At 56.5% G+C, this 24,172-nt stretch carries 27 protein-coding genes and 1 tRNA gene; 17 read left to right on the plus strand and 11 right to left on the minus strand.

What is annotated here, in order from left to right:
* Positions 1-86: 86 nt before the first annotated feature.
* The 13 genes from Q1A43_RS00245 (at position 87) to Q1A43_RS00305 (ending at position 11,058) form a co-directional block, all read left to right on the plus strand.
* Positions 87-1,103: a DNA-directed RNA polymerase subunit alpha gene (locus tag Q1A43_RS00245; RefSeq protein ID WP_299925146.1), complete on the plus strand. Its 1,017-nt coding sequence runs from the start codon at positions 87-89 to the stop codon at positions 1,101-1,103.
* 146 nt (positions 1,104-1,249) lie between these two features.
* Positions 1,250-1,669, plus strand: coding sequence for a 50S ribosomal protein L17 (gene rplQ, locus Q1A43_RS00250; RefSeq protein ID WP_299925149.1), 420 nt, complete (start codon positions 1,250-1,252; stop codon positions 1,667-1,669).
* Between the two features lie 83 nt (positions 1,670-1,752).
* Positions 1,753-1,896, plus strand: coding sequence for a hypothetical protein (locus tag Q1A43_RS00255; protein WP_299931620.1), 144 nt, complete (start codon positions 1,753-1,755; stop codon positions 1,894-1,896).
* A complete protein-coding gene (locus Q1A43_RS00260) occupies positions 1,877-2,401 on the plus strand; it encodes a DUF2306 domain-containing protein (protein WP_299931622.1) in 525 nt (174 codons plus the stop codon). Before Q1A43_RS00255 ends, Q1A43_RS00260 begins: the two co-directional genes overlap by 20 nt.
* A 177-nt stretch (positions 2,402-2,578) precedes the next feature.
* Entirely contained in the window at positions 2,579-3,649 is a 1,071-nt protein-coding gene (locus Q1A43_RS00265; RefSeq protein ID WP_299931624.1) for a 3-deoxy-7-phosphoheptulonate synthase, read from the plus strand.
* A 139-nt stretch (positions 3,650-3,788) separates the two neighbouring features.
* A complete protein-coding gene (locus Q1A43_RS00270; protein WP_299931626.1) occupies positions 3,789-5,162 on the plus strand; it encodes a trypsin-like peptidase domain-containing protein in 1,374 nt (457 codons plus the stop codon).
* 3 nt (positions 5,163-5,165) lie between these two features.
* Positions 5,166-6,479 carry a replication-associated recombination protein A gene (locus tag Q1A43_RS00275; protein WP_299931628.1) on the plus strand — a complete coding sequence of 438 codons (1,314 nt, stop codon included), beginning with the start codon at positions 5,166-5,168 and terminating at the stop codon, positions 6,477-6,479.
* Positions 6,476-7,003, plus strand: a complete 528-nt coding sequence (locus Q1A43_RS00280) for a hypothetical protein (protein ID WP_299931630.1) — start codon at positions 6,476-6,478, stop codon at positions 7,001-7,003. Before Q1A43_RS00275 ends, Q1A43_RS00280 begins: the two co-directional genes overlap by 4 nt.
* Positions 7,004-7,054: 51 nt before the next feature.
* Positions 7,055-7,432 carry a fluoride efflux transporter CrcB gene (crcB, locus tag Q1A43_RS00285; RefSeq protein ID WP_299925166.1) on the plus strand — a complete coding sequence of 126 codons (378 nt, stop codon included), beginning with the start codon at positions 7,055-7,057 and terminating at the stop codon, positions 7,430-7,432.
* Complete coding sequence (locus Q1A43_RS00290; RefSeq protein WP_299925169.1) at positions 7,429-8,475, plus strand: RluA family pseudouridine synthase; 1,047 nt, start codon at positions 7,429-7,431, stop codon at positions 8,473-8,475. The genes crcB and Q1A43_RS00290 overlap by 4 nt, the downstream gene beginning before the upstream one ends.
* Positions 8,476-8,477: 2 nt before the next feature.
* On the plus strand, positions 8,478-9,146 hold the full coding sequence (locus Q1A43_RS00295) for an HAD-IA family hydrolase (protein ID WP_299931631.1): 669 nt from the start codon (positions 8,478-8,480) through the stop codon (positions 9,144-9,146).
* On the plus strand, positions 9,143-9,856 hold the full coding sequence (locus tag Q1A43_RS00300; protein ID WP_299931632.1) for an ATP12 family chaperone protein: 714 nt from the start codon (positions 9,143-9,145) through the stop codon (positions 9,854-9,856). The genes Q1A43_RS00295 and Q1A43_RS00300 overlap by 4 nt, the downstream gene beginning before the upstream one ends.
* 194 nt (positions 9,857-10,050) lie before the next feature.
* Positions 10,051-11,058, plus strand: coding sequence for an amino acid ABC transporter substrate-binding protein (locus tag Q1A43_RS00305; protein ID WP_299925177.1), 1,008 nt, complete (start codon positions 10,051-10,053; stop codon positions 11,056-11,058).
* Here the strand turns inward: Q1A43_RS00305 and Q1A43_RS00310 are convergent.
* From Q1A43_RS00310 to rpmH, 11 genes are all read right to left on the minus strand, one after another.
* On the minus strand, positions 11,055-11,549 hold the full coding sequence (locus Q1A43_RS00310; protein WP_299925179.1) for a histidine phosphatase family protein: 495 nt from the start codon (positions 11,547-11,549) through the stop codon (positions 11,055-11,057). The two genes, Q1A43_RS00305 and Q1A43_RS00310, sit on opposite strands and share 4 nt — an antisense overlap.
* Positions 11,550-11,553: 4 nt before the next feature.
* On the minus strand, positions 11,554-12,210 hold the full coding sequence (locus Q1A43_RS00315) for a ferredoxin (RefSeq protein ID WP_299931634.1): 657 nt from the start codon (positions 12,208-12,210) through the stop codon (positions 11,554-11,556).
* On the minus strand, positions 12,207-13,094 hold the full coding sequence (argB, locus tag Q1A43_RS00320) for an acetylglutamate kinase (protein ID WP_299925183.1): 888 nt from the start codon (positions 13,092-13,094) through the stop codon (positions 12,207-12,209). Before argB ends, Q1A43_RS00315 begins: the two co-directional genes overlap by 4 nt.
* Before the next feature lie 57 nt (positions 13,095-13,151).
* Complete coding sequence (gene yihA / locus Q1A43_RS00325) at positions 13,152-13,808, minus strand: ribosome biogenesis GTP-binding protein YihA/YsxC (protein WP_299931635.1); 657 nt, start codon at positions 13,806-13,808, stop codon at positions 13,152-13,154.
* Positions 13,805-14,548, minus strand: a complete 744-nt coding sequence (locus Q1A43_RS00330; protein ID WP_299925187.1) for an MOSC N-terminal beta barrel domain-containing protein — start codon at positions 14,546-14,548, stop codon at positions 13,805-13,807. Before Q1A43_RS00330 ends, yihA begins: the two co-directional genes overlap by 4 nt.
* A complete protein-coding gene (gene yidC, locus Q1A43_RS00335; protein ID WP_299925189.1) occupies positions 14,545-16,380 on the minus strand; it encodes a membrane protein insertase YidC in 1,836 nt (611 codons plus the stop codon). Before yidC ends, Q1A43_RS00330 begins: the two co-directional genes overlap by 4 nt.
* 138 nt (positions 16,381-16,518) lie before the next feature.
* Positions 16,519-18,066 (minus strand): bifunctional diguanylate cyclase/phosphodiesterase, encoded by a 1,548-nt coding sequence (locus Q1A43_RS00340; RefSeq protein ID WP_299925191.1) that lies wholly within the window; start codon positions 18,064-18,066, stop codon positions 16,519-16,521.
* A 73-nt stretch (positions 18,067-18,139) separates the two neighbouring features.
* Positions 18,140-18,988, minus strand: coding sequence for a tRNA 2-thiocytidine(32) synthetase TtcA (gene ttcA / locus Q1A43_RS00345; RefSeq protein WP_299931637.1), 849 nt, complete (start codon positions 18,986-18,988; stop codon positions 18,140-18,142).
* A gap of 279 nt (positions 18,989-19,267) precedes the next feature.
* Positions 19,268-19,504 (minus strand): membrane protein insertion efficiency factor YidD, encoded by a 237-nt coding sequence (yidD, locus tag Q1A43_RS00350; protein ID WP_299925194.1) that lies wholly within the window; start codon positions 19,502-19,504, stop codon positions 19,268-19,270.
* Positions 19,501-19,899 carry a ribonuclease P protein component gene (rnpA, locus tag Q1A43_RS00355; RefSeq protein WP_299925196.1) on the minus strand — a complete coding sequence of 133 codons (399 nt, stop codon included), beginning with the start codon at positions 19,897-19,899 and terminating at the stop codon, positions 19,501-19,503. The genes yidD and rnpA overlap by 4 nt, the downstream gene beginning before the upstream one ends.
* 17 nt (positions 19,900-19,916) lie before the next feature.
* Entirely contained in the window at positions 19,917-20,051 is a 135-nt protein-coding gene (gene rpmH / locus Q1A43_RS00360) for a 50S ribosomal protein L34 (RefSeq protein ID WP_072775959.1), read from the minus strand.
* 286 nt (positions 20,052-20,337) lie between these two features.
* Here rpmH and Q1A43_RS00365 point away from each other — a divergent pair, with 286 nt between their 5' ends.
* The 4 genes from Q1A43_RS00365 (at position 20,338) to Q1A43_RS00380 (ending at position 24,012) form a co-directional block, all read left to right on the plus strand.
* The gene (locus Q1A43_RS00365) at positions 20,338-21,069 is read left to right on the plus strand and encodes a TVP38/TMEM64 family protein (protein WP_299925199.1); all 732 of its coding nucleotides are present in this window, start codon (positions 20,338-20,340) and stop codon (positions 21,067-21,069) included.
* 2 nt (positions 21,070-21,071) lie between these two features.
* Positions 21,072-22,490, plus strand: coding sequence for an FAD-dependent oxidoreductase (locus Q1A43_RS00370; RefSeq protein WP_299931639.1), 1,419 nt, complete (start codon positions 21,072-21,074; stop codon positions 22,488-22,490).
* A gap of 6 nt (positions 22,491-22,496) precedes the next feature.
* Positions 22,497-23,879 carry a HAMP domain-containing sensor histidine kinase gene (locus Q1A43_RS00375; RefSeq protein WP_299931641.1) on the plus strand — a complete coding sequence of 461 codons (1,383 nt, stop codon included), beginning with the start codon at positions 22,497-22,499 and terminating at the stop codon, positions 23,877-23,879.
* A gap of 56 nt (positions 23,880-23,935) precedes the next feature.
* A tRNA-Arg gene (locus Q1A43_RS00380) sits at positions 23,936-24,012 on the plus strand.
* The last annotated feature ends 160 nt before the right edge of the window (positions 24,013-24,172 follow it).

The following is a 24,172-nucleotide window of genomic DNA, read 5'->3' on the forward strand; positions in this document are numbered from 1 at the left end:
CATTTGTCCGGCCCCAATATGTCGTTTGAAACCTCGGGCGTCTGGACCTTTGGACATGGGGACCGGACAGGTATGGAGGGACTTGCATGATCCATAAGAATTGGGCCGAACTGATCAAGCCAACACAGCTTGAAATCAAACCCGGCAACGATCCCGCACGCAAAGCCACTGTTGTTGCTGAACCGCTCGAACGCGGCTTTGGTCTCACATTGGGCAACGCGCTGCGTCGTGTTTTGATGTCGAGCCTTCAGGGCGCGGCCATCACAAGCGTTCAGATCGACAACGTATTGCACGAATTCTCGTCTGTTGACGGTGTTCGCGAAGATGTCACCGACATCATTCTGAACCTCAAGGGTGTTTCGATCCGCATGGAGGCCGAAGGCCCCAAGCGTTTGTCCGTAAGCGCCAAAGGCCCAGGTGTTGTAACCGCTGGTGACATCACCGAAAGCGCGGGCATCGAGATCCTGAACCGCGAACACGTGTTGTGTCACGTGGACGAAGGTGCCGAAGTGTACATGGAATTCACCGTGAACACTGGCAAAGGCTATGTCTCGGCTGACAAGAACAAGCCAGAAGATGCGCCTATTGGCCTGATCCCGATCGATGCGATCTATTCGCCGGTCAAAAAGGTTGCTTATGACGTTCAGCCGACCCGTGAAGGTCAGGTTCTGGACTATGACAAGCTGACCATGAAGGTCGAAACCGATGGCTCGATCACCCCAGAAGATGCGGTGGCTTTTGCTGCGCGTATCCTTCAGGATCAGCTGTCGATCTTCGTCAACTTCGAAGAGCCCGAGTCGGCTCAGCGTCAAGACGATGATGATGGTCTCGAGTTCAACCCACTTCTGCTCAAGAAAGTGGACGAGCTGGAACTGTCTGTCCGGTCTGCAAACTGCCTGAAGAACGACAATATAGTGTATATTGGCGATCTTATTCAGAAGACCGAAGCAGAAATGCTGCGCACACCAAACTTTGGCCGCAAATCTTTGAACGAGATCAAAGAAGTGCTGTCGGGTATGGGTTTGCACCTCGGCATGGACGTCGAAGACTGGCCACCAGACAACATCGAAGATCTGGCCAAGAAGCTCGAAGACAACTTTTAAGTTTGGTGGGGTAAAACCCCACCCTACATCTGGGCGGCCCCGTGTCGCCCGGTTCTGGGCCTAGGCCCCAAGGAGAGCTGGTGACACGCATCGCCAGCCAGACAAAGCAAAACAGCCCGTAGAGGGCACATTCTGGAGTTAGACATATGCGTCACAAGCGTGGATACCGCCGCCTTAATCGTACACACGAACACCGCAAGGCGTTGTTCTCGAACATGGCCGGCTCGCTCATCGAACATGAGCAAATCAAAACCACTTTGCCCAAGGCAAAAGAACTCAAGCGCGTCATCGACAAGCTGATCACCCTGGGCAAGCGCGGCGACCTGCACGCCCGTCGTCAGGCAGCTGCTCAGCTGAAAGAAGACAAAGACGTTGCGAAATTGTTCGCCGTTCTTGGCCCACGTTACGCCGAGCGTTCGGGCGGCTATTGCCGTGTTCTGAAAGCTGGCTTCCGTTACGGTGACATGGCGCCTATGGCGATCATCGAACTGGTTGACCGCGACGTTGACGCCAAAGGCGCAGCGGACAAAGCCCGTCTCGAAGCAGCAGAAGCCGCCGACGAGTAAGCTTTTCTCGACTGAGAATTTCAAAGGCCTCACCCGCTTGGGTGGGGCCTTTTTATTTGTGACAAACCTGTTAGCGCTTAGGCATGTCACGTCTGTTGCTTGTTCCGTTTCTGTATTTGGTTTCGCTGCCTGTTATCATTGGTACGGTTGAGCGGCTGATATTTGTGACGCAGTCATGGACGACACTGGATTGGGTCAATCAGCGAAATGCGGATCACCCTTGGTGACACTTGCGCATCTTTTTTGCCCGGCTTGGTGTTCTTTCTGATTGGCCCGCTACAGTTTTCCGGGCGCCTTCGGTCACGGCACCCTGCGCTTCATCTCTTTCTGGGGCGTCTCTATGTGACCCTTGGCGTGGCGTCTGGCTTGGCTGTTCTTTGGATGGTTTTGGTGTTTCCGGCTGTGGGCGGGCTGTTGACGCAACTCGGCACATTTGGGGTGGTGGCGGCGATGTTTGCTTGTTTTTGGTTGGCAATTGTTGCCGTGCGATCCCGCCAAATCGCCCGGCATCGGGCTTTTATGATTCGTGGATATGCGCTTGCCTTATCGGTCTCGACAGCCCGCATCGGGATCGATCTTTCCGAGCTGATTTGGGGCGCAACCTTTGAAATGTCGTTCGTTCCGGCGTCGATATTTGGCGCATCTGTCAAGATTATCGTTTCAGAATATGTGGTTAGGCGTTTTTCGGTTTTTGGTCTTTTTCGGGGTGACAGACCGACAATCCGGCGCTAACGTTTGGCGCATGACCCAATCGTACGCAACATTTTGGTACTTTTATTATCCGAGCCATAAGGCGGACGGAGGGGTTTGCGCGTTCTGACATAACGCAAAAACGAGATACCACCGACCGCCCCCGAGGGCGGTTTTTTTGTATCCAGCTCCGGGGGCATCCCATTCAGGAAGAAGCCCATGCCCATCGCCACCCAGAACCTTCGCGTCACCCAGATGCAAGAACTCACCACCCCCGCCGCCCTGCGCGCGCAACTCCCTTTGTCGGATGCGGCGTCGCAGACCGTACAAGGCGGGCGCAATGCCATTCAGCGCATTCTAAAAGGCGAGGATGATCGCGTTATCGCCGTCACCGGACCCTGTTCGATCCATGACCCTGATGCGGCGCTTGACTACGCGCGCAAGCTTCAGGCGCTGCGGGTGGAATGCGCCGACACGCTGGAAATCGTCATGCGGGTGTACTTCGAAAAACCGCGCACCATTGGCGGTTGGAAAGGGTTGATCAATGACCCGCATCTCGACGGGTCATTCGCGATCAACGAAGGCCTGCAAGCCGCGCGTGAACTATTGTTAGAGATCAACGAGATGGGCCTGCCGGTTGGGACCGAGTTCCTTGATACGGCTGTTCCGCAATACGTGGCCGATCTGGTGAGCTGGGCGGCGATTGGTGCGCGCACCACCGAAAGCCAGATTCACCGCGAAATGGCGTCGGGCCTGAGCTGCCCCGTTGGGTTCAAGAACGGCACCCGCGGCAATATCCAAATCGCGCTTGACGCGGTGCGCTCCTCGGCGCAACCGCATCATTTCATGGGTCTCAGCGAAAGCGGACAAGCTGCGATTGTTGGCACCCATGGCAACCCGGATTGCCACGTGATTCTGCGCGGTGGCGAGGGCACGAACTATGACGAGGCTTCGGTCGACACCTTGTGTCACAAGGCGGAACTTGACGGTGTGCGCCCGCAGGTGATGATCGATGCCAGCCACGCCAATAGCGGCAAACTCCCCGAACGCCAGCCCGAAGTTCTGGCCAATGTTGGCGGGCAAATCGCCCGTGGAGATCACCGGATCATGGGCGTTATGATCGAAAGCAACCTTGTAGGTGGCGCACAAAAGCTCGGCGCGGCGCCTCTGGTCTACGGTCAGTCGATCACCGACGGCTGTATTGATTGGTCGCAAACCCAAAACTGTCTGCGCGAATTGTCGGACGATGTCCGCCAGCGCCGCAGCGTGCTTACCCGCAAGGCGGGGTAACGCGCAACGGGTCATGGTGGTTCACTCCCTGTCGCCATGACCCTTTACTATCTCTTGTATGATCACCAAGCCATAGTCACAGCTTGCAATCATCCCGGTGCAGCCGCATATCAAAGTGGCATTTGAAGAAAGGGAGCCTATGTTGCTGCGTGTTTTTCTGATCCTGACCATGTTTGCCGCCCCGGCTTGGGCCGAAACCCGTGTTCCGCAATCCAACGCTGAAATTAGCCTAAGCTTTGTGCCCTTGGTCAAAGAAGCCGCCCCAGCCGTGGTCAACATCTATGCTCGGCGTGTGGTGCAGCAACGCAGCCCCTTTGCGGATGATCCGTTTTTCAACAACCTGTTCCGTGATTTTCAGAGCCGTCCTCGGGTGCAAAACTCGCTCGGCTCTGGGGTGATCTTGTCCGATGATGGGATTGTCGTGTCGAACTACCATGTTGTTGGCATGGCGACCGATATTCGCGTTGTTCTAAATGACCGCCGCGAATTTGTGGCCGATGTGATGTTGGGTGACGAAGAGGCCGATTTGGCGATCCTGAAATTGCGTGACGCGTCGGACATGCCGCATCTGTCATTGCGTGATAGCGATACGGTTGAAGTCGGCGAATTGGTTTTGGCGATCGGCAACCCCTTTGGTGTTGGCCAGACCGTGTCGTCGGGGATTGTCTCTGGTTTGGCGCGCTCTGGCACCGCGACGGGCAATGCGCGCGGCTATTTCATCCAGACCGATGCGCCGATCAATCCGGGCAATTCCGGTGGGGCGTTGATTGATATCAACGGTGATTTGATTGGGGTGAACACCTCGATCCTGACGCGGTCGGGCGGATCAAACGGCATTGGCTTTGCGATCCCATCGGCCTTGGTGGCGTCATTTGTTGATCAGGCCCGCGCCGGGCAGAATCAGTTCAATCGACCTTGGGCTGGGATGACCGGCCAACCGGTGGATGCGGATTTGTCGGATAGTCTGGGTCTGAACCTGCCTGGTGGGGTGTTGATTGCCGATTTGCATCCCCAAAGCCCCTTTGCCGTGGCCGGTTTGGTGCCCGGCGACGTGGTTCTGAGCGTCGATGGTTTGCAGGTGAACACCCCGGCGGAAATGCTGTTTCGGATGTCGGTGCGTCGCATCGGCGATAAGGCGCAGGTGAGTTACGTGTCGCGCGGCACCGAAAAACAAGCCGCTGTTGCAATGATCAGCCCCCCGGAAGTCCCGGCGCGTGATCAAGTAACCTTGGGGCGGCGTGAGGTTTTAGAAGGGTTATCCCTTGCCCGGATCAACCCGGCGGTTTTGGCCGAACTTGGGCTTTCTGGCGATGGCCAGGGGATCATTGTGATGACCCCAGGACGATCAGGAGCCAAGATCGGCCTAAAGAAAGGTGATGTTGTTCTGGGTGTGAATGGCCGCGAAATCACCTCGCCTTCTGATGTCGGAGATTTGCTGCGAAAATCCGGTAGGCGGGTGCGGATCGACGCGTTGCGTGGTAACCGTCGCCTGACCCTAAAATTCCGGATCTGACCTTTGGCTGACCTGTTTGATACATCCGATGTCGTTCCCGATACGGCTCCGCGTCCCTTGGCCGACCGCTTAAGGCCAAAGGTTTTGTCGGATGTGATTGGACAGAGGCAGGTCTTGGGGCCAGAGGCCCCATTGGGCGTGATGCTTGAGGCCGGAACGCTTGGCTCGATCATCTTTTGGGGGCCGCCCGGCGTGGGCAAAACCACGATTGCGCGGCTTTTGGCGGATGCGACGGACATGCATTTTGTCCAGATCAGCGCGATTTTCACCGGGGTTCCAGAGCTGCGCAAGGTGTTTGAGGCCGCTAAGCTGCGGCGCAAAACCGGGCAGGGGACCTTGCTCTTTGTCGATGAAATTCATCGCTTTAACAAAGCCCAGCAGGATGGGTTTTTGCCGCATATGGAGGACGGCACCATTCTTTTGGTGGGGGCGACGACGGAAAACCCATCGTTTGAGCTTAACGCCGCTTTGCTGAGCCGCTCACAGGTGTTGGTTTTGGAGCGATTGGCCCCAACCGATCTGGAATTACTGGCGCAACGGGCCGAGGGCGAATTGGATCGCGAACTGCCCTTGGACGATGGCGCGCGCCCGGCGTTGATCGAAATGGCCGATGGAGATGGGCGGGCGCTTCTCAACTTGATTGAGCAAGTGATGTCGTGGAAGGTTGATGCGCCGCTAAACACCGATGCGCTGACCTCACGGTTGATGAAACGCGCGGCGCAATATGACAAATCCGGTGATGGGCATTATAACCTCATTTCAGCGCTGCATAAATCGGTGCGCGGTTCCGACCCGGACGCGGCGCTCTATTGGTTTGCGCGGATGTTAGACGCGGGCGAGGACCCGCGGTTTTTGGCGCGCCGGATCACTCGGATGGCGGTCGAAGATATCGGATTGGCAGATCCACAGGCGCAATCGGTGTGCCTTCAAAGTTGGGAAACCTACGAAAGGCTCGGCTCGCCCGAGGGCGAGTTGGCGTTGGCGCAGGCGCTGGTTTACATCGCGCTGGCTCCGAAATCGAACGGGGTTTACGTGGCCTATAAGGCGGCGCGCAAGGCGGCGAAGAAAACTGGGTCGCTTACCCCGCCCAAGCATATTTTGAACGCCCCAACCCGGTTGATGAAGGATCAGGGCTATGGGGCCGGATACGCCTATGACCACGATGCCGAAGACGGGTTTTCCGGTCAGGATTATTTCCCCGAAGAAATGGGGCGGCAGAGCTATTACACCCCGGTTGAGCGTGGATTCGAACGCGAATTGGGCAAGCGCGTTGCCTATTTCGCCAAGCTGCGCGCCCGGCGCGAAGGTGAGGCGTGAGCGGGCTTGACCTAAAGGCCGATTGCAGCCGCTGTGCGGCGCTTTGCTGTATGGCATTTGAGTTTGAACCAAGCCCGGATTTTGCCATTTCCAAACCTGCTGGGGCTGGATGTACCCACTTAAATGCTGAATTTGGCTGCAAAATTCATGCGGATCGATTGGCCAAGGGGTTTGCCGGGTGTTTGAAGTTTGACTGCCTTGGGGCCGGGCAACGGGTGTCACAGGATGTGTTCAAAGGGGCCGATTGGCGGGTGGACCCAACCCTTGGACCACGGATGATCGAGGCGTTTCGCATCCTGCGCGAGGTGCATCGGTTGTACGAGTTGCTCGATGTGGCGGGTCGGTTGCCGCTTGGAGCGGATCAAGAACGGCAACGTCAAGATTTGATCGCGCGGTTGGACCCCGGAACGGCTTGGACCGAACCCGATTTGTTGCGGCTTGACGAAAGAGCGCTTCAGTCGGCGGTAACAGGGTTTCTAAGCGCGCTCAAAGACGTGGTGAAAACCGGTGCTACGCAGGGGTAATACCCCTCAAGGCATCTTGACTCTAAGACCGCGTACAGGCAACAGACGTTGATGATTTTCACCCTTGTTCAAGTGGCGCTTGGTGGCGCAATCGGTGCTGTTTTGCGCTATCTGACCGGGGTTGGCGCGATGCGCTGGCTTGGAGCGGGGTTTCCGTGGGGGACGTTGGTCGTCAATATTGTCGGCTCGTTTATGATGGGGGTGATCGTGGTTGTGCTGGCGCATCTGTCGGGGACGCGATTTGCCCCGTTCTTGATGACCGGAGTGTTGGGCGGGTTCACCACCTTTTCGGCGTTTTCGCTTGATGCGGCGACCCTGTATGAAAGGGGTGACGTCACCCTTGCGGCAGGCTATGTGCTGGCCTCTGTTGTTTTTTCCATTGCCGCGCTGTTTGCCGGCCTCCTTTTAGCCCGGAGCTTTGCCTCATGAGCCGTGTTCAGACCCTAACGATTGCCCCGGGCGAAGGGGATCAGCGCCTTGACCGCTGGCTAAAACGGATGTTCCCGCATGTGGGGCAGGGCCGTATCGAAAAGATGTGCCGCAAAGGCGAGCTTCGGGTGGATGGCGGCCGGGTCAAAGCCTCGACCCGATTAGAAGTTGGGCAAACCGTGCGCATCCCGCCACTTCCGGATGCGAGTGAGGTCAAATCCGAACCCAAACCACAGCCGCGCGTGTCGGACGCCGATGCTCAGATGATCCAAAGCTGTGTGCTCTGGAAAGACGATCATGTGATTGCCTTGAACAAACCACCCGGTTTAGCGACCCAAGGCGGCAGCAAACAAACCCGCCACGTGGACGGCCTCTCCGAAGCGCTAAAGTTCGGCAGCGATGAAAAGCCGCGACTTGTGCACCGGTTAGACAAGGACACATCCGGTGTGTTGTTGTTGGCCCGGTCTCGTGAAGTGGCCAAAGGGTTGACCGACGCGATCCGCCACAAGGAAACCCGCAAGATTTATTGGGCTTTGGTGGGCGGTGTGCCGGTGCCTTACCTCGGCGAAATCCGCTATGGTTTGGTCAAAGCGCCGGGGCATGGCCCATCGGGCGGTGGCGAGAAAATGATCGCTGTGCATCCGCGCGACATGGATAGCACGCCCGGGGCGAAACGCGCCCATACGCTTTATGCAACACTGTACCGGGTTGCGTCACGCGCCGCTTGGGTGGCGATGGAGCCGATCACCGGACGGACCCACCAATTGCGCGCCCACATGGCCGAGATTGGCCATCCGATTATTGGCGACGGCAAATATGGCGGATCGGGTCAGGAAAACCTTGGTGATGGTTGGGGGGCTCAGCTTGGCGGCATGATCTCGAAAAAGCTGCATCTTCATGCCCGCTCAATGAGCTTTGTGCACCCGGTGACCCGCAAGGTTGTGACAATCAAAGCCCCGCTGCCCGATCACATGGCGCAAAGTTGGGACACGCTGGGCTGGGAAGAAAGCTTTGCGGATGATGATCCGTTTGAGGGTCTGTAAACGTGACGTTGAAACTGGCGGTATTTGATGTCGATGGCACCCTCGTCGACAGTCAGGGTGATATTTTGGCGTCAATGCAGGCGGCCTTTGCCAGCGTGGATGTGGCTTTGCCTCCCAAGGCGCAGGTGTTGTCGATTGTCGGTCTGTCCTTGCCCCAAGCCATGGCGCAGCTTGTGCCAGAGGTCGGGGAATCCATTCGAGATCAGATGGTTGAGGCCTATAAGGACAGCTATGCAGATTTGCGTCGCAAAGGCGGGCATTCGCCACTTTACGATGGGATATCCGACCTGTTGGGTCGGTTGGCCAAGCATGACAACCTGTTGCTCGGGATTGCCACGGGGAAATCACGGCGCGGGTTGACGGCCTTGCTTGAAGGGCTGGATTTGCCGGCGCAGTTTATCACGACTCAGGTCGCCGACGATCATCCATCCAAACCCCACCCATCCATGTTGCAGGCAACCCTGCGCGAAAGCGGGGCCGAGGCGGCGCATGCGGTGATGATTGGCGACACCAGTTTCGACATGGATATGGCCCATGCCGCCGGGTTCAAGGCAATTGGCGTTGGCTGGGGCTATCACAACGACAAAGCGCTTGCGCACGCGGATGCATTGGTTCACGACGCAGGCGCGCTTGAACAGGCGATCGAACAGCTTTTGGGAGGTTTCGAATGAGCGAATGGGCACCCAAGCGGTTTTGGACAGCCGCCGAAACCATCGAGATTGAAAACGGGTTTTCCGTGACCTTGGATGGCCGCAATGTCAGAACGCCGGCCAAGACGCCATTGATTGTGCCGACGCGCGCTTTGGCGGACGCGATTGCACAGGAGTGGCAGGCGCAAGACGACAAAATCGACCCGGCGACCATGCCCTTTACCCGCATGTCAAATTCGGCCTTGGACAAGGTCGCAACCCAGTTCGGCGAAGTGGCGGATATGTTGGCCGCTTATGGCGATGCTGATCTTTTGTGCTATCGCGCCGAAAGCCCGGCGGAATTGGCGACACGCCAAGCCGAAAAATGGGATCCGGTTCTGGATTGGGCGGCGGAAACCTTGGACGCCCGGCTAGAGCCGCGCACAGGCATCATGCACGCCCCCCAAGACGGCGAAGTTCTGGCCGGGCTGACGGCCAAGGTGCATCAATTCACCCCGTTCCAATTGGCCGCGTTTCACGACCTTGTGTCGATGACCGGTTCTTTGATCCTTGGATTCGCAGCAACTTATCGTCTACACGACGCGGAAACCTTGTGGGATTTGTCACGTCTTGATGAGGCCTGGCAGGAGGAGCAATGGGGCGAGGACGAAGAGGCGACCGAATTGGCGAACCGTAAGAAAAGCGAGTTGGTGTTTGCGGAATTGTTCTATCGGCTGGCAAGCGCGACATAAGAGAACAAAGACCTGTGAACCATAGGTATAGAAGCCCTTAAAACAGGTCATTCGGCGGTATCTTGCCTTGACGTTGAAGCGCTAAATCGCCCAAACTCATAGTCGCAGGGAAGGGACGCCCGAATATTGGTAGCTAAGGCCCGCGTACAAGGGCTTCTCGTTGTTTCGAGGCATAAACCTGAGAAGAGGGAAATATGCGGAATTTTATACTCCTTAGCGCGCTTTTGGGTGCCGCGGGAGCCGCAGAGGCAGGCACATTGGATGACGTCAAAGCGCATGGCGTGCTCAGATGCGGGGTAAATTCCGGTCTGGTCGGCTTTGCGTCGCAAGACGCCAACGAAGAATGGCATGGGTTTGACGTGGGGCTGTGCCGCGCGGTGGCCGCTGCTGTTTTGGGCGATCCGACGGCGGTACAATTTGTCCCGACCACCAATAAGTCCCGGTTCACAGCGCTCTTGTCTGGTGAAATCGACATGCTGGCGCGCAATACGACGTGGAGCATGTCGGCAGATGTCGACCTGAAACTGGAATTTGCAGGTATCAATTATTACGACGGTCAGGGGTTCATGGTCCCTAAGGCGTCGGGCATTTCCTCGGCCAAAGAGCTGAACGGAAAAGCCGTGTGCGTTCAAACGGATACGACCACAGGTCCGAACTTGTCGGAGTTCTTTGAGCGCAATAATATCGACTATGATGAGATTCCGATAGAATCGACCGCCGAGGCGCAGACCCTTTATTTGGAAGGCGCATGCGAGGTATATTCCACTGATGCATCCGGATTGGCGGCCATTCGCGCCACCTTTGAGGCCCCCGGTGACCACGTTCTGTTGCCCGAAATCATCTCCAAAGAGCCGCTTGGCCCTGCGGTCCGTCACGATGATAACGAATGGGCGGATGTGGTGCGTTGGACGCTCAATTCGCTTATCGCGGCCGAAGAGCTGGGCGTGACATCGGCCAATGTGGATGAGCTTTTGGAAGGCACAAACAACCCGGAAATCAATCGGCTGCTTGGCACCGAAGGGTTGTTGGGTGAAATGCTTGGGCTGCCATCGGACTGGGCGGTCAACGCCATTCGCGCCGGCGGAAACTATGGCGAGTTGTTTGAAAAGAACATCGGTGAGAACACGCCCATTGGCCTGTCGCGCGGGTTAAACGCGCAATGGACAGATGGTGGATTGCTCTATAGCCCGCCTTTCCGTTAACGCGCGTCTTCTAATTCTCGTGGAATAACAAAGCTATGAGCCCGGCCTGTGCCGGGTTCTGCTTTGTCCCAGCTCTCACACTCAAAATCGACCACTAGGGTCGCCCCGGTCGGATAGTCGGCAAACCGGGGATGCGGGTGATGGTGCGAGACCATGCCCTGAGCCAACATGGCGATCCCCGGATTATGGGCGAGGATCAACACCGTGTCACCGGTGGCAGAGCTTAGAACATCCAAGATCACCGACGGATCGGCCAAGTATAGGGACGGTTCAAAGCGGGTCTTGGCATCAAGGTTGAGCCCGTCCAGAGTTTGGCGCGTCCGCGTGGCGCTTGAACACAACACCTCATCAGGCTCAATCTTTTGATCGCGCAACCAATTTCCCAAGGTAACAGCCGAGGCTTTGCCGCGTGGGTTGAGTGGACGGGTGTGATCTTCTTCGCCGAGCGACCAATCGGATTTGGCGTGGCGCATCAAAATAAGACGTTTCATAGCGTCAGTTTTTCAGAAATGCGGCCATGTGGAAAGCGGACTGTGCAGGCAAACGGCGGAAATTTGTCGCAACCGGGCAGGCGCGCCGCACCAAACAGCCGTTTTCGCGGCATTCAACCCCGTCAGAGCTGCGCATATGGGCCTTGCACCGCGCAACATCATAGGGGTGATCTTTGGCGATCGCGGAAACCGGGCAGGCACCCTCGCATGGAGCGTCGCAGGTTTTGCAAGGGATCACCGAAGGGGCGGGCAAAGACACGTGAAAGGGCAGGGCAATGGCGCAGCGATAGCTGACAAAAAGTCCGGCGTCTTTGTGAACCAAAAGCCCAACAGGTGAGGACCATGCCGCCCCCGACGCTGTTGCCCAGCCTAGAAACGGCGGGTAGGGTGGGCCATCGGATGGAAAAAGCGCCTGTCCCTGCCAGCGTTCGGCGAGCGGCATGGTGATGCGCTTTGACCAGCGATCCATGGGATCGGGTTCGCCATCTAGATACTCTGGTGATTGTGTGAAAATGCCCCAAAAGTCCGGTTCGTCAGGCCCGAGCAAGGCAAGAGTTTGGGTCGCCGGGTCAAGCGTGGCATCCGGTTTGGGGTGCAGCACGCCACGTAGCGCGAGGCCAAGACCCCGCGCCGCATGGTCAATGCCCGCCGCGTCTATCATTCCGGCAAGGGGGGGAGGTCCGCGGGGCGGATCATCGAGCCCGACCCATGTTCGGTAAAGAGCTCAAGCAAACAGGCGTTTTCGGCGCGACCGTCAATAATGACGACGCCGCGCACACCCTGATCGATGGCTTTCAGGGCGGTCTCGGTCTTGGGGATCATGCCACCGGCAATGGTGCCATCACCGGTCATGCGGCGCACATCGTCGGGGGTCATTTCGGTCACCACCTCACCAGAGCCATCTTTGACACCTTCGACATCGGTCAAAAGCAGCAAACGATCGGCCTTGAGCGCCCCGGCAATCGCGCCAGCGGCGGTGTCACCGTTGACGTTATAGGTGTCTTGGCCATTGGCCCCGGTGCCAACGGGGGCAACAACCGGGATGATTCCAGCGGCGAACAGGTCATGAAGGACCTGTGCGTTCATCTCGACCGGGCGACCGACAAAACCCAATTCCGGATCATCGGGTTCGCACACCATCAGGTTGTCGTCCTTACCCGAGAGACCAACGGCGCGTCCGCCTTCGCCCATAATAGCCTGAACAATGCGTTTGTTGACCTGACCGGTCAGAACCATTTCCACCACTTCGACGGTGGCCGCATCGGTCACCCGTTTGCCCCGAACAAAGTGCGATTCGATGTTCAGACGACCAAGCAGGTCATTGATCATCGGCCCACCGCCATGAACAACAACGGGGTTCACCCCAACTTGACGCATCAAAACGATGTCACGGGCAAATTGCGCCATCGCGGCATCATCGCCCATCGCGTTCCCGCCGAATTTCACCACCACAATCGCACCGGTGTAGCGCTGCAAATAGGGCAAAGCTTCGGAAAGGGTGCGGGCGGTTTCAATCCAGTTGCTGGTCATGTTCTGCTTTCTCATCGTCGGTCCCCAAAGCATTAGGCTGGCACTGGTTTTGCCGTGTCTTGGCCCGAAATGCTAGGCCAGTCCGGCAATGATCGCGCGCAGCGTGGCGATACCGTCGCCTTTTTCACTGCTGGTGAGGACCATTTCAGGATAGGCAGCCGGATGTTTGGCCAATGCGCCACGCACCTGTGCCAAAACCTTGTCGTGATCCTTGGCTTTCACCTTGTCCGATTTGGTCAAAACAACCTGAAAGGTCACGGCGGATTTGTCGAGCAGCGTCATGATCTCTTCGTCGACGGCTTTGACGCCATGGCGAAAGTCGATCAGCACAAAGGCGCGGCGCAGGCTGGCGCGACCGGCAAGGTAGTTCTTCAGAAGGTTCTGCCATTTTGCCACCACATCGACCGGGGCGTTGGCAAAGCCATAGCCGGGCAGGTCGACGAGGTAATGATCGTTTGCCAAGGTGAAATAGTTGATTTCTTGCGTGCGGCCAGGGGTGTTGGAGGCACGCGCCAAGCCTTTGCGCCCGGTCAACGCATTGATCAAGCTAGATTTACCAACGTTGGAACGCCCGGCAAAGCACACTTCGGCCCGGTCATCGGGTGGCAGTCCGTCCATCGCAACCACGCCTTTGAGAAACTCGACTTCGCCGGCGAACAAAACGCGGGCCGCTTCGATGACGTCGGCCTCTGGCTCATCGACCAATGGGAAAGGAAGTTGTTGTGTCACAGTCTTTGTACCTTATCGCCCTGTTGGATGCGGCCGGGGTGAACAACCTTGGTTTGAACGGTGAAGTCGCGATGGCCCCAGCTATCCAAAGCCCCAAGAATGTTGTCATCCCGGCGTCCAGTGTCAGGATTGTTATGGGTGGCAAGACAGCGTTCGGTCCGCTCTACCACCTCTAGAATTGCGTCGCCGATTTGGACCTGATGGCCCACCCAATCGAACTCTTCCCAAGGAGCCATGCCATCAACCCAGAGGTTGCAGCGCCAACGATGGATCGAAAGCGGGTGCCCAACGCGTTGTTCGACCGCCCGATGAGAGGACATATTGCCCAGTGTGATTGACTGAAAAGGACAGTCGGTAAAACCAAACCCTTGCCCGCGGATGACACGCGACGACTGGGCCCGGTTTTCGGGAATGAAATCGCCCGCCCAAGCGATGAGCTTGTCGCCTTCGGTATCAGGGTTGAAGGTCAGATCATCGCGATACGGATGGGACAGGGTGACGGTCTGTGTAGCCTCATCAAGCTTGGCTGAAATCGCGCTGAGGCCCGGGGCCTTGGCACCGCGCGAGAACTGCCCGCAGGGCACCCATTCGCTCCCGTCTGCTTGGGTCGCGTCATGGGCCACGGCCCAGGCACGATCCCACGGCAGCGCCTTGTCAATGGACAGGTCCGTAAACGAAAGCGGTTCCCGACCATGGCTTTTGATCGGGAACCGCCAGATTTCAGCAAGGGTTAGCGTCATTTTTCCTCGGGCTTGGTGGCCTTTTTGAAGCTGCCCTTGATGTTGCCCAGAATGTCAGGCTTGAAGCCTTGGCTGCGCATGATCAGGTACTGCTGCGTGAATGTGATCGTGTTGTTCGCGATCCAGTACACCACAAGCCCGCTTGCAAAACTACCCAGCATGAACATGAAGACCCAAGGCATCCAGGCGAAAATCATGGCCTGAGTTGGATCGGTGGGTGCCGGGTTCAGTTTCTGCTGCAGCCACATGGAGATACCCAAGAGGAGCGGCAAGATACCAATAAAGATCAGTGCCATGATCGAACCTGGCTCTGGGGACGCCCAAGGTAGCAACCCAAACAGGTTGTAAAGCGAGGTTGGGTCCGGGGCGGATAGGTCTTGGAACGGGCCAAAGAATGCGGCGTGACGCAGTTCGAGCGTTACAAAGATAACTTTGTAGAGCGAGAAGAAGATCGGGATCTGCATCAGGATTGGCAAACAACCGGCGGCCGGGTTCACCTTTTCCTTTTTGTAAAGCGCCATCATTTCTTTCTGGAGCTTTTCACGATCGTCACCAGTGCGCTCTTTGATCTTCTCCATCTCAGGCTGAAGCTCTTTCATCTTGGCCATGGAGACATACGATTTATAGGCCAGCGGGAAGAGCAGGGCCTTGATGCCCAAGGTCAAGCCGATGATCGCCCAACCCATATTGCCGATGGCAGCGTTGAGCCAGTGGAGCACCGCAAAGATCGGTTTGGTCAGGAAGAAGAACCATCCCCAATCGATCGAATCCAGGAAGCCCTGAACACCGCCTTTTTCATAGGCGCGAATGGTGTCCCATTCTTTGGCACCGGCAAACAGTTGAGTGTTCGCATTTTTCGATTCGCCGGGGGCCAATTGAATGGTCGGCAGCACGGTTTCGGTTTGGTAAATGTCACGGCTTTCGTCGTATTTCGCGACTTGTTTGTAAGCCGAACCTGGCTCCGGGATGAGCGTGGCCATCCAGTAGTGATCAGTGAACCCGATCCAGCCGTTTTCAGCGACCTGTGTCACCTCGGCGCGGGCACCTTCGCTTGGGACGATGTTGAAATCGGGCATATCGCCGTAGTCGATTTCAGACAGGGTGCCGTCGGCCATGGCCACTACACCTTCGTGGAGGACGAAGAAGTTTTTGAGATCAGCAGGCTCACCTTTGCGTGCCAAAATACCGTAGGGGGCCAGAGAGACAGCGACCCCGCCGGTGTTTTCGACCGATTGTGTGATCGAGAACATGTAATTGGCGTCGATGGCAATATTGCGCCGGAATGTCAGACCAGCAGGGCTATCCCAACGCAGGATGACTGGTGAAGATGAGGTCAGCGTGTCACCGGTTTCTACGGACCAAAGTGTGTTGGCTCCTGGAACGTCATCCAAGGTGAGACCGGCGCCCGGGGCCCAGCCGTACAAGGCGTAGTAGGAATTGTCGCTGCCGACGGAGTCTTTGCTTCCCGCAGGATTGAGCATCTGGACAATTTCAGAGTCGTCATCAAGTGTGACGCGATAATCTTTTAGGCGTAGGTCATCGATGCGACCGCCGACCAAAGAGATCGAGCCTTCGAGGCGATCTGTGTTCAGAGTGACGCGTGGGGCTTCGACGGTTTCGGTGCTTTCAGCAGCCTGCGCTGGTGCGCTGCCGGGGGCTGCGGTTGGTGCCGCGGCCACATCACTCACTGCAGGAGCTTCGCCTTCAATGGCAACTGGTGCGTTGGGGTCAACTGGTGGTTCTTCTGGAGGGGGAAAGAGAAGGAACCAGACCAGGATCACAACAAAGCTTAGTGCGGTTGCAAGAAACAGGTTCTTGTTTTGCTCGTCCATAGGGGGCGCTGCCTTATCCGTTCTACGTCACCGGAGCGTTCAACCGCCCCAAGGCCCAAAGGTCAAGGGGATTCGGGGAGAAAGGCTGGTTACTGAGCAAAGCCTAGCTGATTCTGGGAAGGTAACGGTGGCATCGCGCTATTTTGCCCCACGTCCCAAGCGTTGTGCACCTTCGATACGGTTTGCGTGTTCTTTGGCCCAATCAACCATTTGATCGACTGGCATAGGTCGGGCTATGCCAAAGCCCTGCACATGGTCACATCCGAGTTGAGACAGAAGCGCATGTTCACCGACGCTTTCGACGCCTTCGGCCAATGTTTCCAGACCAAGGCGGTCAGCCATCCCCAACACTGCGGCAAGCATGCGGTGTTGATCCTCATCTCGATCAACGCGGGTAACAAAGCTGCGGTCGATTTTGAGGCGGTGAACTTTGAATTTGCGAAGGGCAGTAATGGAAGCGTGGCCGGTTCCAAAATCATCGAGGTCGATATGGCACCCAAGTTCGCCCAGTTCGACAATGTTTCTCGCGACACTCCCCTCTGGTGAACCGGCGATCACTGTTTCCAACACTTCAATTCCAAGGCGCGGTGGCGTTAGGCCAAAGCGGTCCAGTTCCCATTGGATTTTCTGGACGAGGTTTGGTTCTCGCAACTCTGAATCTGAAAAGTTGACGCTGACACGGGGAATATCCAAACCGGCTTGATCCCAGCTGCGAAGGGCCGTGAGGCTATGCTGCAAGATGACTTCGCCCAGCCGCTCCATGCGACCCGCGTCTTCGAGAACACGTAGAAATTGCGCCGGCGGTACAATGCCGCGTTCCGGATGAATCCAACGTGCCAAGGCTTCGACACCACTAATACTGCCTGTTGATGTGCAGATTTGCGGCTGAAACCATGGTTGAATTTGCCCGTTTGCCAAAGCGCGGTCGACTTCGGTTCGAAGGTTTTGCTGTTCTTTGTGCGCGGCGCGCATGTTTTCGGACCATGCGCGAATGGCAGAAGGGCCGTTTTTAATGGCTTCATTCAGTGCCACCACAGCAGATTCGAGCATTTGTGCTCCGGTTGCGTCATCAGGTAACCGAGGGCTGCCGCAAAAGCCGATTGAGGCAGACAAATAACGCATGGAGTTTTCTAGCGATGCAGGTTCCTCGACTGAGGTTTGGAGCCGGGTCGAAAGCTGTAGAAGAGCTTCGAGGTCCAGGCGAATAGACGGCGCTAGGAGAATCAAAAACCGACTGTCGCTCATCCTTACCGCGCGATCATCACGACGAAGCGTGTTGCGCAGTCGGCTGAGTGTCAAATCGCGCATGGCTTCTGCAGCGGCGTCGCCGCCGCGTTGTGCAATTTCTTCTAACCCGTCAACTTCGACAAGAATGCAGGCGGATGCCATACTGACCGCTCGAGACTGAGATAAAGATGCATCAGCCATTTTGTTTGCGGTCAGATTGTTCACCACATCGGAATAACCCGAAGGCTCGCTTTGCCCATTATTGGGGATCGCAAAGTTTCCGGTCAAAAGGATCACCGCAGGCAAGCCAAGCGCAACCGCGATCAGGAAGGTTTCACCACCCAACCAGAACGCGGCCAAAGCCAGCGCTGGTAAAAAGGCCAAGGCCTGTGGTCCGTTCAATCCGCGGTGCAAAAACAAACGTATTTTGCCAATTTGGGCGTTGATGGCCGCCTTCATTGCGTATCCTTTCCCGAGTCTTACACTGGGAAACTAGACGCAATCTGTAACTCGGCTCTTAACGCCGACCCAACTAATCGATCGAATTCTCTTCTTCTTGATCCCGCATCAACCCTGCGAAATCAAAAAGCTTGGGGTCAAGCATGTGCGACGGGCGGATATTCATCAGCGCTTTGAACATGACATTGCGGCGGCCGGGGCTATTTTTTTCCCAGCCATCAAGGATTTGCTTGACCTGCTGGCGCTGCAATCCGTCCTGACTTCCGCAAAGATCGCAGGGGATAATCGGGTAATCCATTGCCTTGGCGAATCGCTCGCAGTCGACTTCGGCCACGTGGGCCAGTGGTCGATATACAAAGATGTCGCCTTCTTCGTTCAGAAGCTTGGGCGGCATTGTTGCAAGACGCCCGCCATGAAAGAGATTCATAAAGAAAGTTTCAAGAATGTCGTCGCGATGGTGACCCAAGACGACAGCGGAACAGCCTTCTTCGCGCGCGATTCGATACAGGTTGCCGCGACGCAACCGCGAGCAGAGAGCACAAAACGTACGACCCTGCGGGATTTTGTCCATCACAATTGAATAAGTGTCTTGGTATTCAATGTGATGCGGCACTTCCATCTTTTCAAGAAAGGCCGGCAAGACCGTCGCTGGAAAACCGGGTTGGCCCTGGTCCAGATTGCAAGCAACGAGTTCAACTGGCAGCAATCCACGCCATTTCAACTCATGCAGAACGGCCAGCAAGGTATAGCTGTCCTTGCCACCCGACAGACAAACTAGCCATTTGGCCCCGTCCTCGATCATGCCATATTGGTCAACCGCCTCGCGCACGTTCTGCACGATCCGCTTGCGCAGTTTTTTGAACTCGGTGGTTTTGGGCGCACCGTAGAAAAGCGGGTGAATATCATCGGCATTGTCAAACATGAGCGCTGTTTAGCGCTTTGGGCCGATTGCGCAAGTTTTCTTGGGCGTATTGGGTCAGATCACGTTCGGTCTAGATCATACTTCTAGTGCTGACTAAGCGGTTCTGAGGGCTGGGTCTGATCCGATGGTTATGCACTCTGACGAAAATACCGAGCGTTCCGCCAATCCATTGTGACGCAAAGAAAAAGCACACGTTGTGATATCCAACCAGCGGCGCGCGCGAGAAACGACCTCTTCTGTCAATCTGGGAAGAGTGTTTAGACCGTCAACAGACCCGATTTAAGGCGCATCTTTGCGGGGGGGGACATTGTCGATCCCGCTTCCGCCCCAGGGATGACACCGACCAATGCGCCGGATCGTCAGCCATGTTCCTTTGATACCGCCATGTTTCTCTAGTGCTTCCAGCGCATAGGCGGAGCAGGTCGGGTGATACCGGCAACCATGACCAACCCAAGGAGAAAACAACAGCCGATAGGCGCGTACCGGTAGGGCCGCGATATGAGCAAGCGGCGTCATGTGTGGAGCTTTCGCAGTGCGCGGATCAAATCGGCCTTCATCGCCACGATATCGTGGTTGGCGGTTCTTTCGGCGCGACCAATCAGGACATAATCATAGCCGTTTTGTCCATATTGGGGCAAAACGGAGCGTGCGATTTCACGCAGCCGGCGCTTGGCACGATTGCGGGCCACGGCATTGCCGACCTTTTTCGAACAGGTAAAGCCAACCCGAATCCCCTCGGCCTCACCGGTGGATCGGTGACGGGCTTGCACAAGAAACGCCGGGCAGGGGGCCCGTTTAGCGCGTGCGGCCTTGAGGAAGTCAGTTCGCTTCTTTAGAACGCTGAACGTCAAAAGAGCCGCCTGCGGATCAACCGAGGCGGCCTTTTGAAGTCGCTCATCAGGCCTCGCCATGTGCGAAGCGCCGAGAGTTATGCGCTCAGGCTCTTGCGGCCACGTGCACGACGGGCGTTAAGAATCTTGCGGCCAGCTTTGGTGGCCATGCGCGAACGAAAACCGTGACGGCGCTTGCGAACGAGGTTCGACGGCTGAAAAGTGCGTTTCATAGCGGCTACTCCGAGATCCTTGGTCTGTAGGGCGCGGATTCGCCAGACCAGTGCTAATTGAAGTCCGTGCTATAGGGAGGTCATTGGGGTATGTCAAACGTCAATCGGGGTGTCTTTGCAACATTTACCCCGAAAAGCGCCTTTGAATGTTTCACTCTGGCAATATTAACCGCGAATTCTCACGCTGGCGATAACTCCCGATCAAGCGGATGTGAGGAAGGTGTTGTTGCGTAGCATTCATGCGCATGTTTGCTGCACAACAGCGACAACCGAAAGCCCCAACGATATGAGCGATATGACCCAAACACCCCCAAACAGTTTTCAAAGGTACCTGCCCCTAATTGCAATCGCGCTTGTTGCGATTGTCGGTGCGGTCACTTTGCGCGATTATCTGACCTTTGAAACACTGCGCGACAATCGCGAGGCGCTTTTGGCCTTTCGGGATAGCCATTTCGTTTTGACGATTAGCGTGTTTGCCGCCGCCTATGTCGCCATTGTGGCGTTTTCATTGCCGGGCGCGTCGATTGCGACGCTAACAGGCGGGTTTTTGTTCGGCACTTTGACGGGGGCTACGGTCAACGTCATGGCGGCCACTATTGGAGCCACGGCAATCTTTTTGGCAGCGCGCTGGGGGCTGGGCGCACGTCTGGGGGCCAAGCTGGAAAACTCAGAAGGCAAGGTGAAGCAGATTAAAGATGGCATTGACGAAAACCAATGGTCGATGCTGTTCCTGATCCGTCTCGTGCCCGCGGTGCCTTTCTTTCTCGCCAATCTTATCCCTGCGTTTCTTGAGGTGCCGCTTTATCGGTTTGTTGTCTCGACCTTCCTAGGGATCATTCCCGGCACAGTCGTCTACACCTCGGTTGGGGCCGGTCTTGGCGAAGTCTTCGCCCGTGGTGAAAGCCCCGACCTTGGGATTATTTTTGAACCCCACATCATTGGCCCAATCCTTGGACTTGCTGCCTTGTCTGCCCTTCCTATTGTTATCAAAGCCCTGCGCGGCAAAAAGGAACTGTGATCATGGAAACGATTAAAACGGATCTCTTGATTATCGGTGCCGGATCCGGCGGATTGTCGACGGCGGCGGGGGCTGCTCAGATGGGCGCGGATGTTATCCTGCTTGAAGGGCACAAGATGGGCGGTGATTGCCTGAATTATGGCTGTGTCCCGTCCAAGGCCTTGATCGCCAGCGGCAAGGCCGCGTTTGAAATGACCCATGCAGCCGATTACGGCGTTGCCAATGTGGTGCCAAAGGTGGATTACGCCGCCGCCAAGGATCATGTGAACGATGTGATTGCCACCATTGAACCGGTGGACAGTCAGGAACGTTTCGAAAGCTTTGGCGTTCGGGTGATCCGGGAATACGGGCGCTTTGTGTCGCCAACCGAAGTTGAAGCCGGCCCATATAAGATCAAGGCGCGTCGGGTGGTGATTTCGACCGGTTCTTCGCCCTTTGTGCCGCCGATCCCCGGTTTGGATTCGGTACCCTATCTCACCAACGAATCCCTATGGGAATTGCGCGAAAAGCCCGGGCACCTTTTGGTGATCGGCGGCGGGCCGATTGGAATGGAAATGGCACAGGCGCACTTGCGACTAGGATCGCAGGTCACGGTGATCGAAGGGGCCAAGGCGCTTGGCAAGGACGACCCAGAGATGGCTGAGGTTGTCTTGGAGAACCTACGCGCCGAAGGGTTGCAGATCGAAGAGGAGGCCTTGGCCAAGGAAATTCGCGGTGAAGCCGGAGCGATTGAGGTCGAAACCCAAGATGGCCGGGTGTTCAAAGGCACGCATCTTTTGATGGCGGTGGGTCGAAAGGCCAATGTCGATAAGCTTGGCCTAGACAAAGCCGGGATCGAAACCACCCGCACCGGTATCAAGGTCGATGACAGCCTGCGCACCACCAACAAAAAGGTCTACGCGATTGGCGATGCCGCAGGCGGGCTGCAATTCACTCATGTGGCCGGGTATCACGCCGGGATCATTATTCGCTCGGCGCTCTTTGGGCTACCTGCAAAGGCTACCACAAAACACATACCTTGGGCGACCTATACCCAGCCCGAGCTGTCGCAAGTCGGTTTGACCGAAGCGCAGGCACGGGCAGAATATGGTGACAAGCTTGAGGTCGCCCGGTTCCATTATCACCATAATGATCGCGCCATTGCCGAGCGCAAAACCAAAGGGTTGATCAAGGTGATGGTGGTCAAAGGAAAGCCCGTCGGGGCCTCAATCGCGGGCTATCAAGCCGGTGAGCTAATCTCGACATGGTCACTTGCCATTGCCAACGGCTTGAAAATGAGCGCAGTGTCGAACATGGTCGCGCCGTACCCCACGGTTGCGGAAATGAACAAGCGGGTGGCGGGGGCGTATTTCTCGCCTAGATTGTTCGAAAATGACACCGTGAAAAAGGTCGTCCGATTTGTGCAACGCTGGCTGCCGTAAGAACCTATGTTGAATTCACTCTCAGGTCGCTTTCTTATCCTGACCACCATCTTTGTGATGCTGGCCGAAGTCATGATCTTTGTCCCTTCGGTGGCGCGCTTTCGCGAGGATTATTTGATCACCCGGCTTGAACGGGCGCAAATCGCGTCGCTGGCTCTTTTGGCGGATGACATGCTTTCCGAAGAGTTGGAGGCAGAGCTTCTCAAGAATGCGGGTGTGTTCAACGTGGCCCTAAGGCGGGATGAGGTCAGCGAATTGATGCTGTCCTCGCCCATGCCGGCGGAAATCACGGCGAGCTTTGACTTGCGTGGGGCGACGGCGATGCCGCTGATCCGCGATGCGATGATGCGGCTGGCCGAACCCGAAGCCGAAGTGATCCGGGTGATCGGCAATCCGTCCTTGAATGCCGGTCAGCAAATCGAAATCACCATGGAAACCGGATCATTGCGGCGGGCGATGATTGATTACGGTCTAAACATCTTGGTCTTGTCGGCCGTTATCTCGGTGATCACAGCGTTTTTGCTGTTTCTTGCGGTGCGGGTGTTGTTGGTCAAGCCAATCAAGGGGGTGGTCGGCCATATGAAGGCCTATTCCGCCGCGCCTGAGGATGCACGTCAAGTGATTGAGCCATCGGCCAGTGTTCGCGAATTGCGCGAGGCCGAAGAAGCGCTGCACAGCTTGCAAACCCAACTAACCCATGCGTTGAAGCAAAAGGATCGCTTGGCGCAACTTGGGGGCGCTGTGGCCCGTGTCAGCCATGACTTGCGCAACATTCTAACGGCGGCGCAGCTATTTACGGATCGGATTGAGATGTCCGAAGATCCAACCGTCAAGCGCATGGCCCCCAAGCTGGTGAACTCAATCACGCGGGCGGTGTCGCTTTGTGAAAACACCTTGGCCTTTGGTCGCGCAGAAGAACCCGCGCCGTCCTTGACGCATTTCAATCTCGCCAGCCTAGCGAACGAAGTCATAGAAGCCGAAAGATTGGCAATTGGTGATTATGACCTCACCATCACCGAAGACATCCCCGCCGGAATGATGGTGCGCGGCGATCCCGAACAACTTTATCGCGCGCTGGGCAATCTGATCCGCAATGCGCGGCAAGCCATCGTGGCAAGCGGTCAACCCGGTGAGATTGCGGTCAAGGCGGAGGCATCGGAAACTGATTGGTTCATCCGCGTTTCCGACACAGGACCAGGGTTGCCCCCCAAAGCCAAGGAGCACCTGTTTCAGGCATTTCAAGGCGGGGTCCGCAAGGGCGGGTCCGGGCTTGGCCTTGCCATTGTCGCTGAGCTGATCCGGGGGCATGGCGGGGAATTGACGTTGAAAAACAGCGATGAAACCGGCACGGTATTTGTCATTCGTCTGCCAATGGGAAAATTGACGTAAAAAGTTGAAATTGCCTCTTGCGCTTGTTCGCGACTAACTCTAAACCCCGCCCTCACGGACCGATAGCTCAGCTGGATAGAGTACCTGACTACGAATCAGGGGGTCGGGGGTTCGAATCCTCCTCGGTCCGCCATTTTCAAGAAATTGGTGGTTTTTGAATTATAAAGCAGTGGCAACCGCTTTGTTTTACACGCAATTTTTAGTCCGGCTCCGGTCGTTAGCGACCCTACAGCGGTTTGCGCCAATCTTTGGACAGTTGCCGTTGACTGCGAGCTTTCCGGAAAACTCAGGTT

This window comes from uncultured Pelagimonas sp. (genome assembly GCF_947498515.1).
In the GTDB taxonomy this organism is placed as follows: Bacteria; Pseudomonadota; Alphaproteobacteria; order Rhodobacterales; family Rhodobacteraceae; genus Pelagimonas.

Coding starts and splice junctions, on each gene's coding strand:
- Q1A43_RS00245 (WP_299925146.1), top strand. CDS start 87: ATGATCCATAAGAATTGGGCCGAACTGATCAAGCCAACACAGCTTGAA.
- rplQ (WP_299925149.1), top strand. CDS start 1,250: ATGCGTCACAAGCGTGGATACCGCCGCCTTAATCGTACACACGAACAC.
- Q1A43_RS00255 (WP_299931620.1), top strand. CDS start 1,753: ATGTCACGTCTGTTGCTTGTTCCGTTTCTGTATTTGGTTTCGCTGCCT.
- Q1A43_RS00260 (WP_299931622.1), top strand. CDS start 1,877: ATGCGGATCACCCTTGGTGACACTTGCGCATCTTTTTTGCCCGGCTTG.
- Q1A43_RS00265 (WP_299931624.1), top strand. CDS start 2,579: ATGCCCATCGCCACCCAGAACCTTCGCGTCACCCAGATGCAAGAACTC.
- Q1A43_RS00270 (WP_299931626.1), top strand. CDS start 3,789: ATGTTGCTGCGTGTTTTTCTGATCCTGACCATGTTTGCCGCCCCGGCT.
- crcB (WP_299925166.1), top strand. CDS start 7,055: ATGATTTTCACCCTTGTTCAAGTGGCGCTTGGTGGCGCAATCGGTGCT.
- Q1A43_RS00290 (WP_299925169.1), top strand. CDS start 7,429: ATGAGCCGTGTTCAGACCCTAACGATTGCCCCGGGCGAAGGGGATCAG.
- Q1A43_RS00300 (WP_299931632.1), top strand. CDS start 9,143: ATGAGCGAATGGGCACCCAAGCGGTTTTGGACAGCCGCCGAAACCATC.
- Q1A43_RS00305 (WP_299925177.1), top strand. CDS start 10,051: ATGCGGAATTTTATACTCCTTAGCGCGCTTTTGGGTGCCGCGGGAGCC.
- Q1A43_RS00310 (WP_299925179.1), bottom strand. CDS start 11,549: ATGAAACGTCTTATTTTGATGCGCCACGCCAAATCCGATTGGTCGCTC.
- Q1A43_RS00315 (WP_299931634.1), bottom strand. CDS start 12,210: ATGATAGACGCGGCGGGCATTGACCATGCGGCGCGGGGTCTTGGCCTC.
- argB (WP_299925183.1), bottom strand. CDS start 13,094: ATGAGAAAGCAGAACATGACCAGCAACTGGATTGAAACCGCCCGCACC.
- Q1A43_RS00330 (WP_299925187.1), bottom strand. CDS start 14,548: ATGACGCTAACCCTTGCTGAAATCTGGCGGTTCCCGATCAAAAGCCAT.
- yidC (WP_299925189.1), bottom strand. CDS start 16,380: ATGGACGAGCAAAACAAGAACCTGTTTCTTGCAACCGCACTAAGCTTT.
- Q1A43_RS00340 (WP_299925191.1), bottom strand. CDS start 18,066: ATGAAGGCGGCCATCAACGCCCAAATTGGCAAAATACGTTTGTTTTTG.
- ttcA (WP_299931637.1), bottom strand. CDS start 18,988: ATGTTTGACAATGCCGATGATATTCACCCGCTTTTCTACGGTGCGCCC.
- yidD (WP_299925194.1), bottom strand. CDS start 19,504: ATGACGCCGCTTGCTCATATCGCGGCCCTACCGGTACGCGCCTATCGG.
- rnpA (WP_299925196.1), bottom strand. CDS start 19,899: ATGGCGAGGCCTGATGAGCGACTTCAAAAGGCCGCCTCGGTTGATCCG.
- rpmH (WP_072775959.1), bottom strand. CDS start 20,051: ATGAAACGCACTTTTCAGCCGTCGAACCTCGTTCGCAAGCGCCGTCAC.
- Q1A43_RS00365 (WP_299925199.1), top strand. CDS start 20,338: ATGAGCGATATGACCCAAACACCCCCAAACAGTTTTCAAAGGTACCTG.
- Q1A43_RS00370 (WP_299931639.1), top strand. CDS start 21,072: ATGGAAACGATTAAAACGGATCTCTTGATTATCGGTGCCGGATCCGGC.
- Q1A43_RS00375 (WP_299931641.1), top strand. CDS start 22,497: ATGTTGAATTCACTCTCAGGTCGCTTTCTTATCCTGACCACCATCTTT.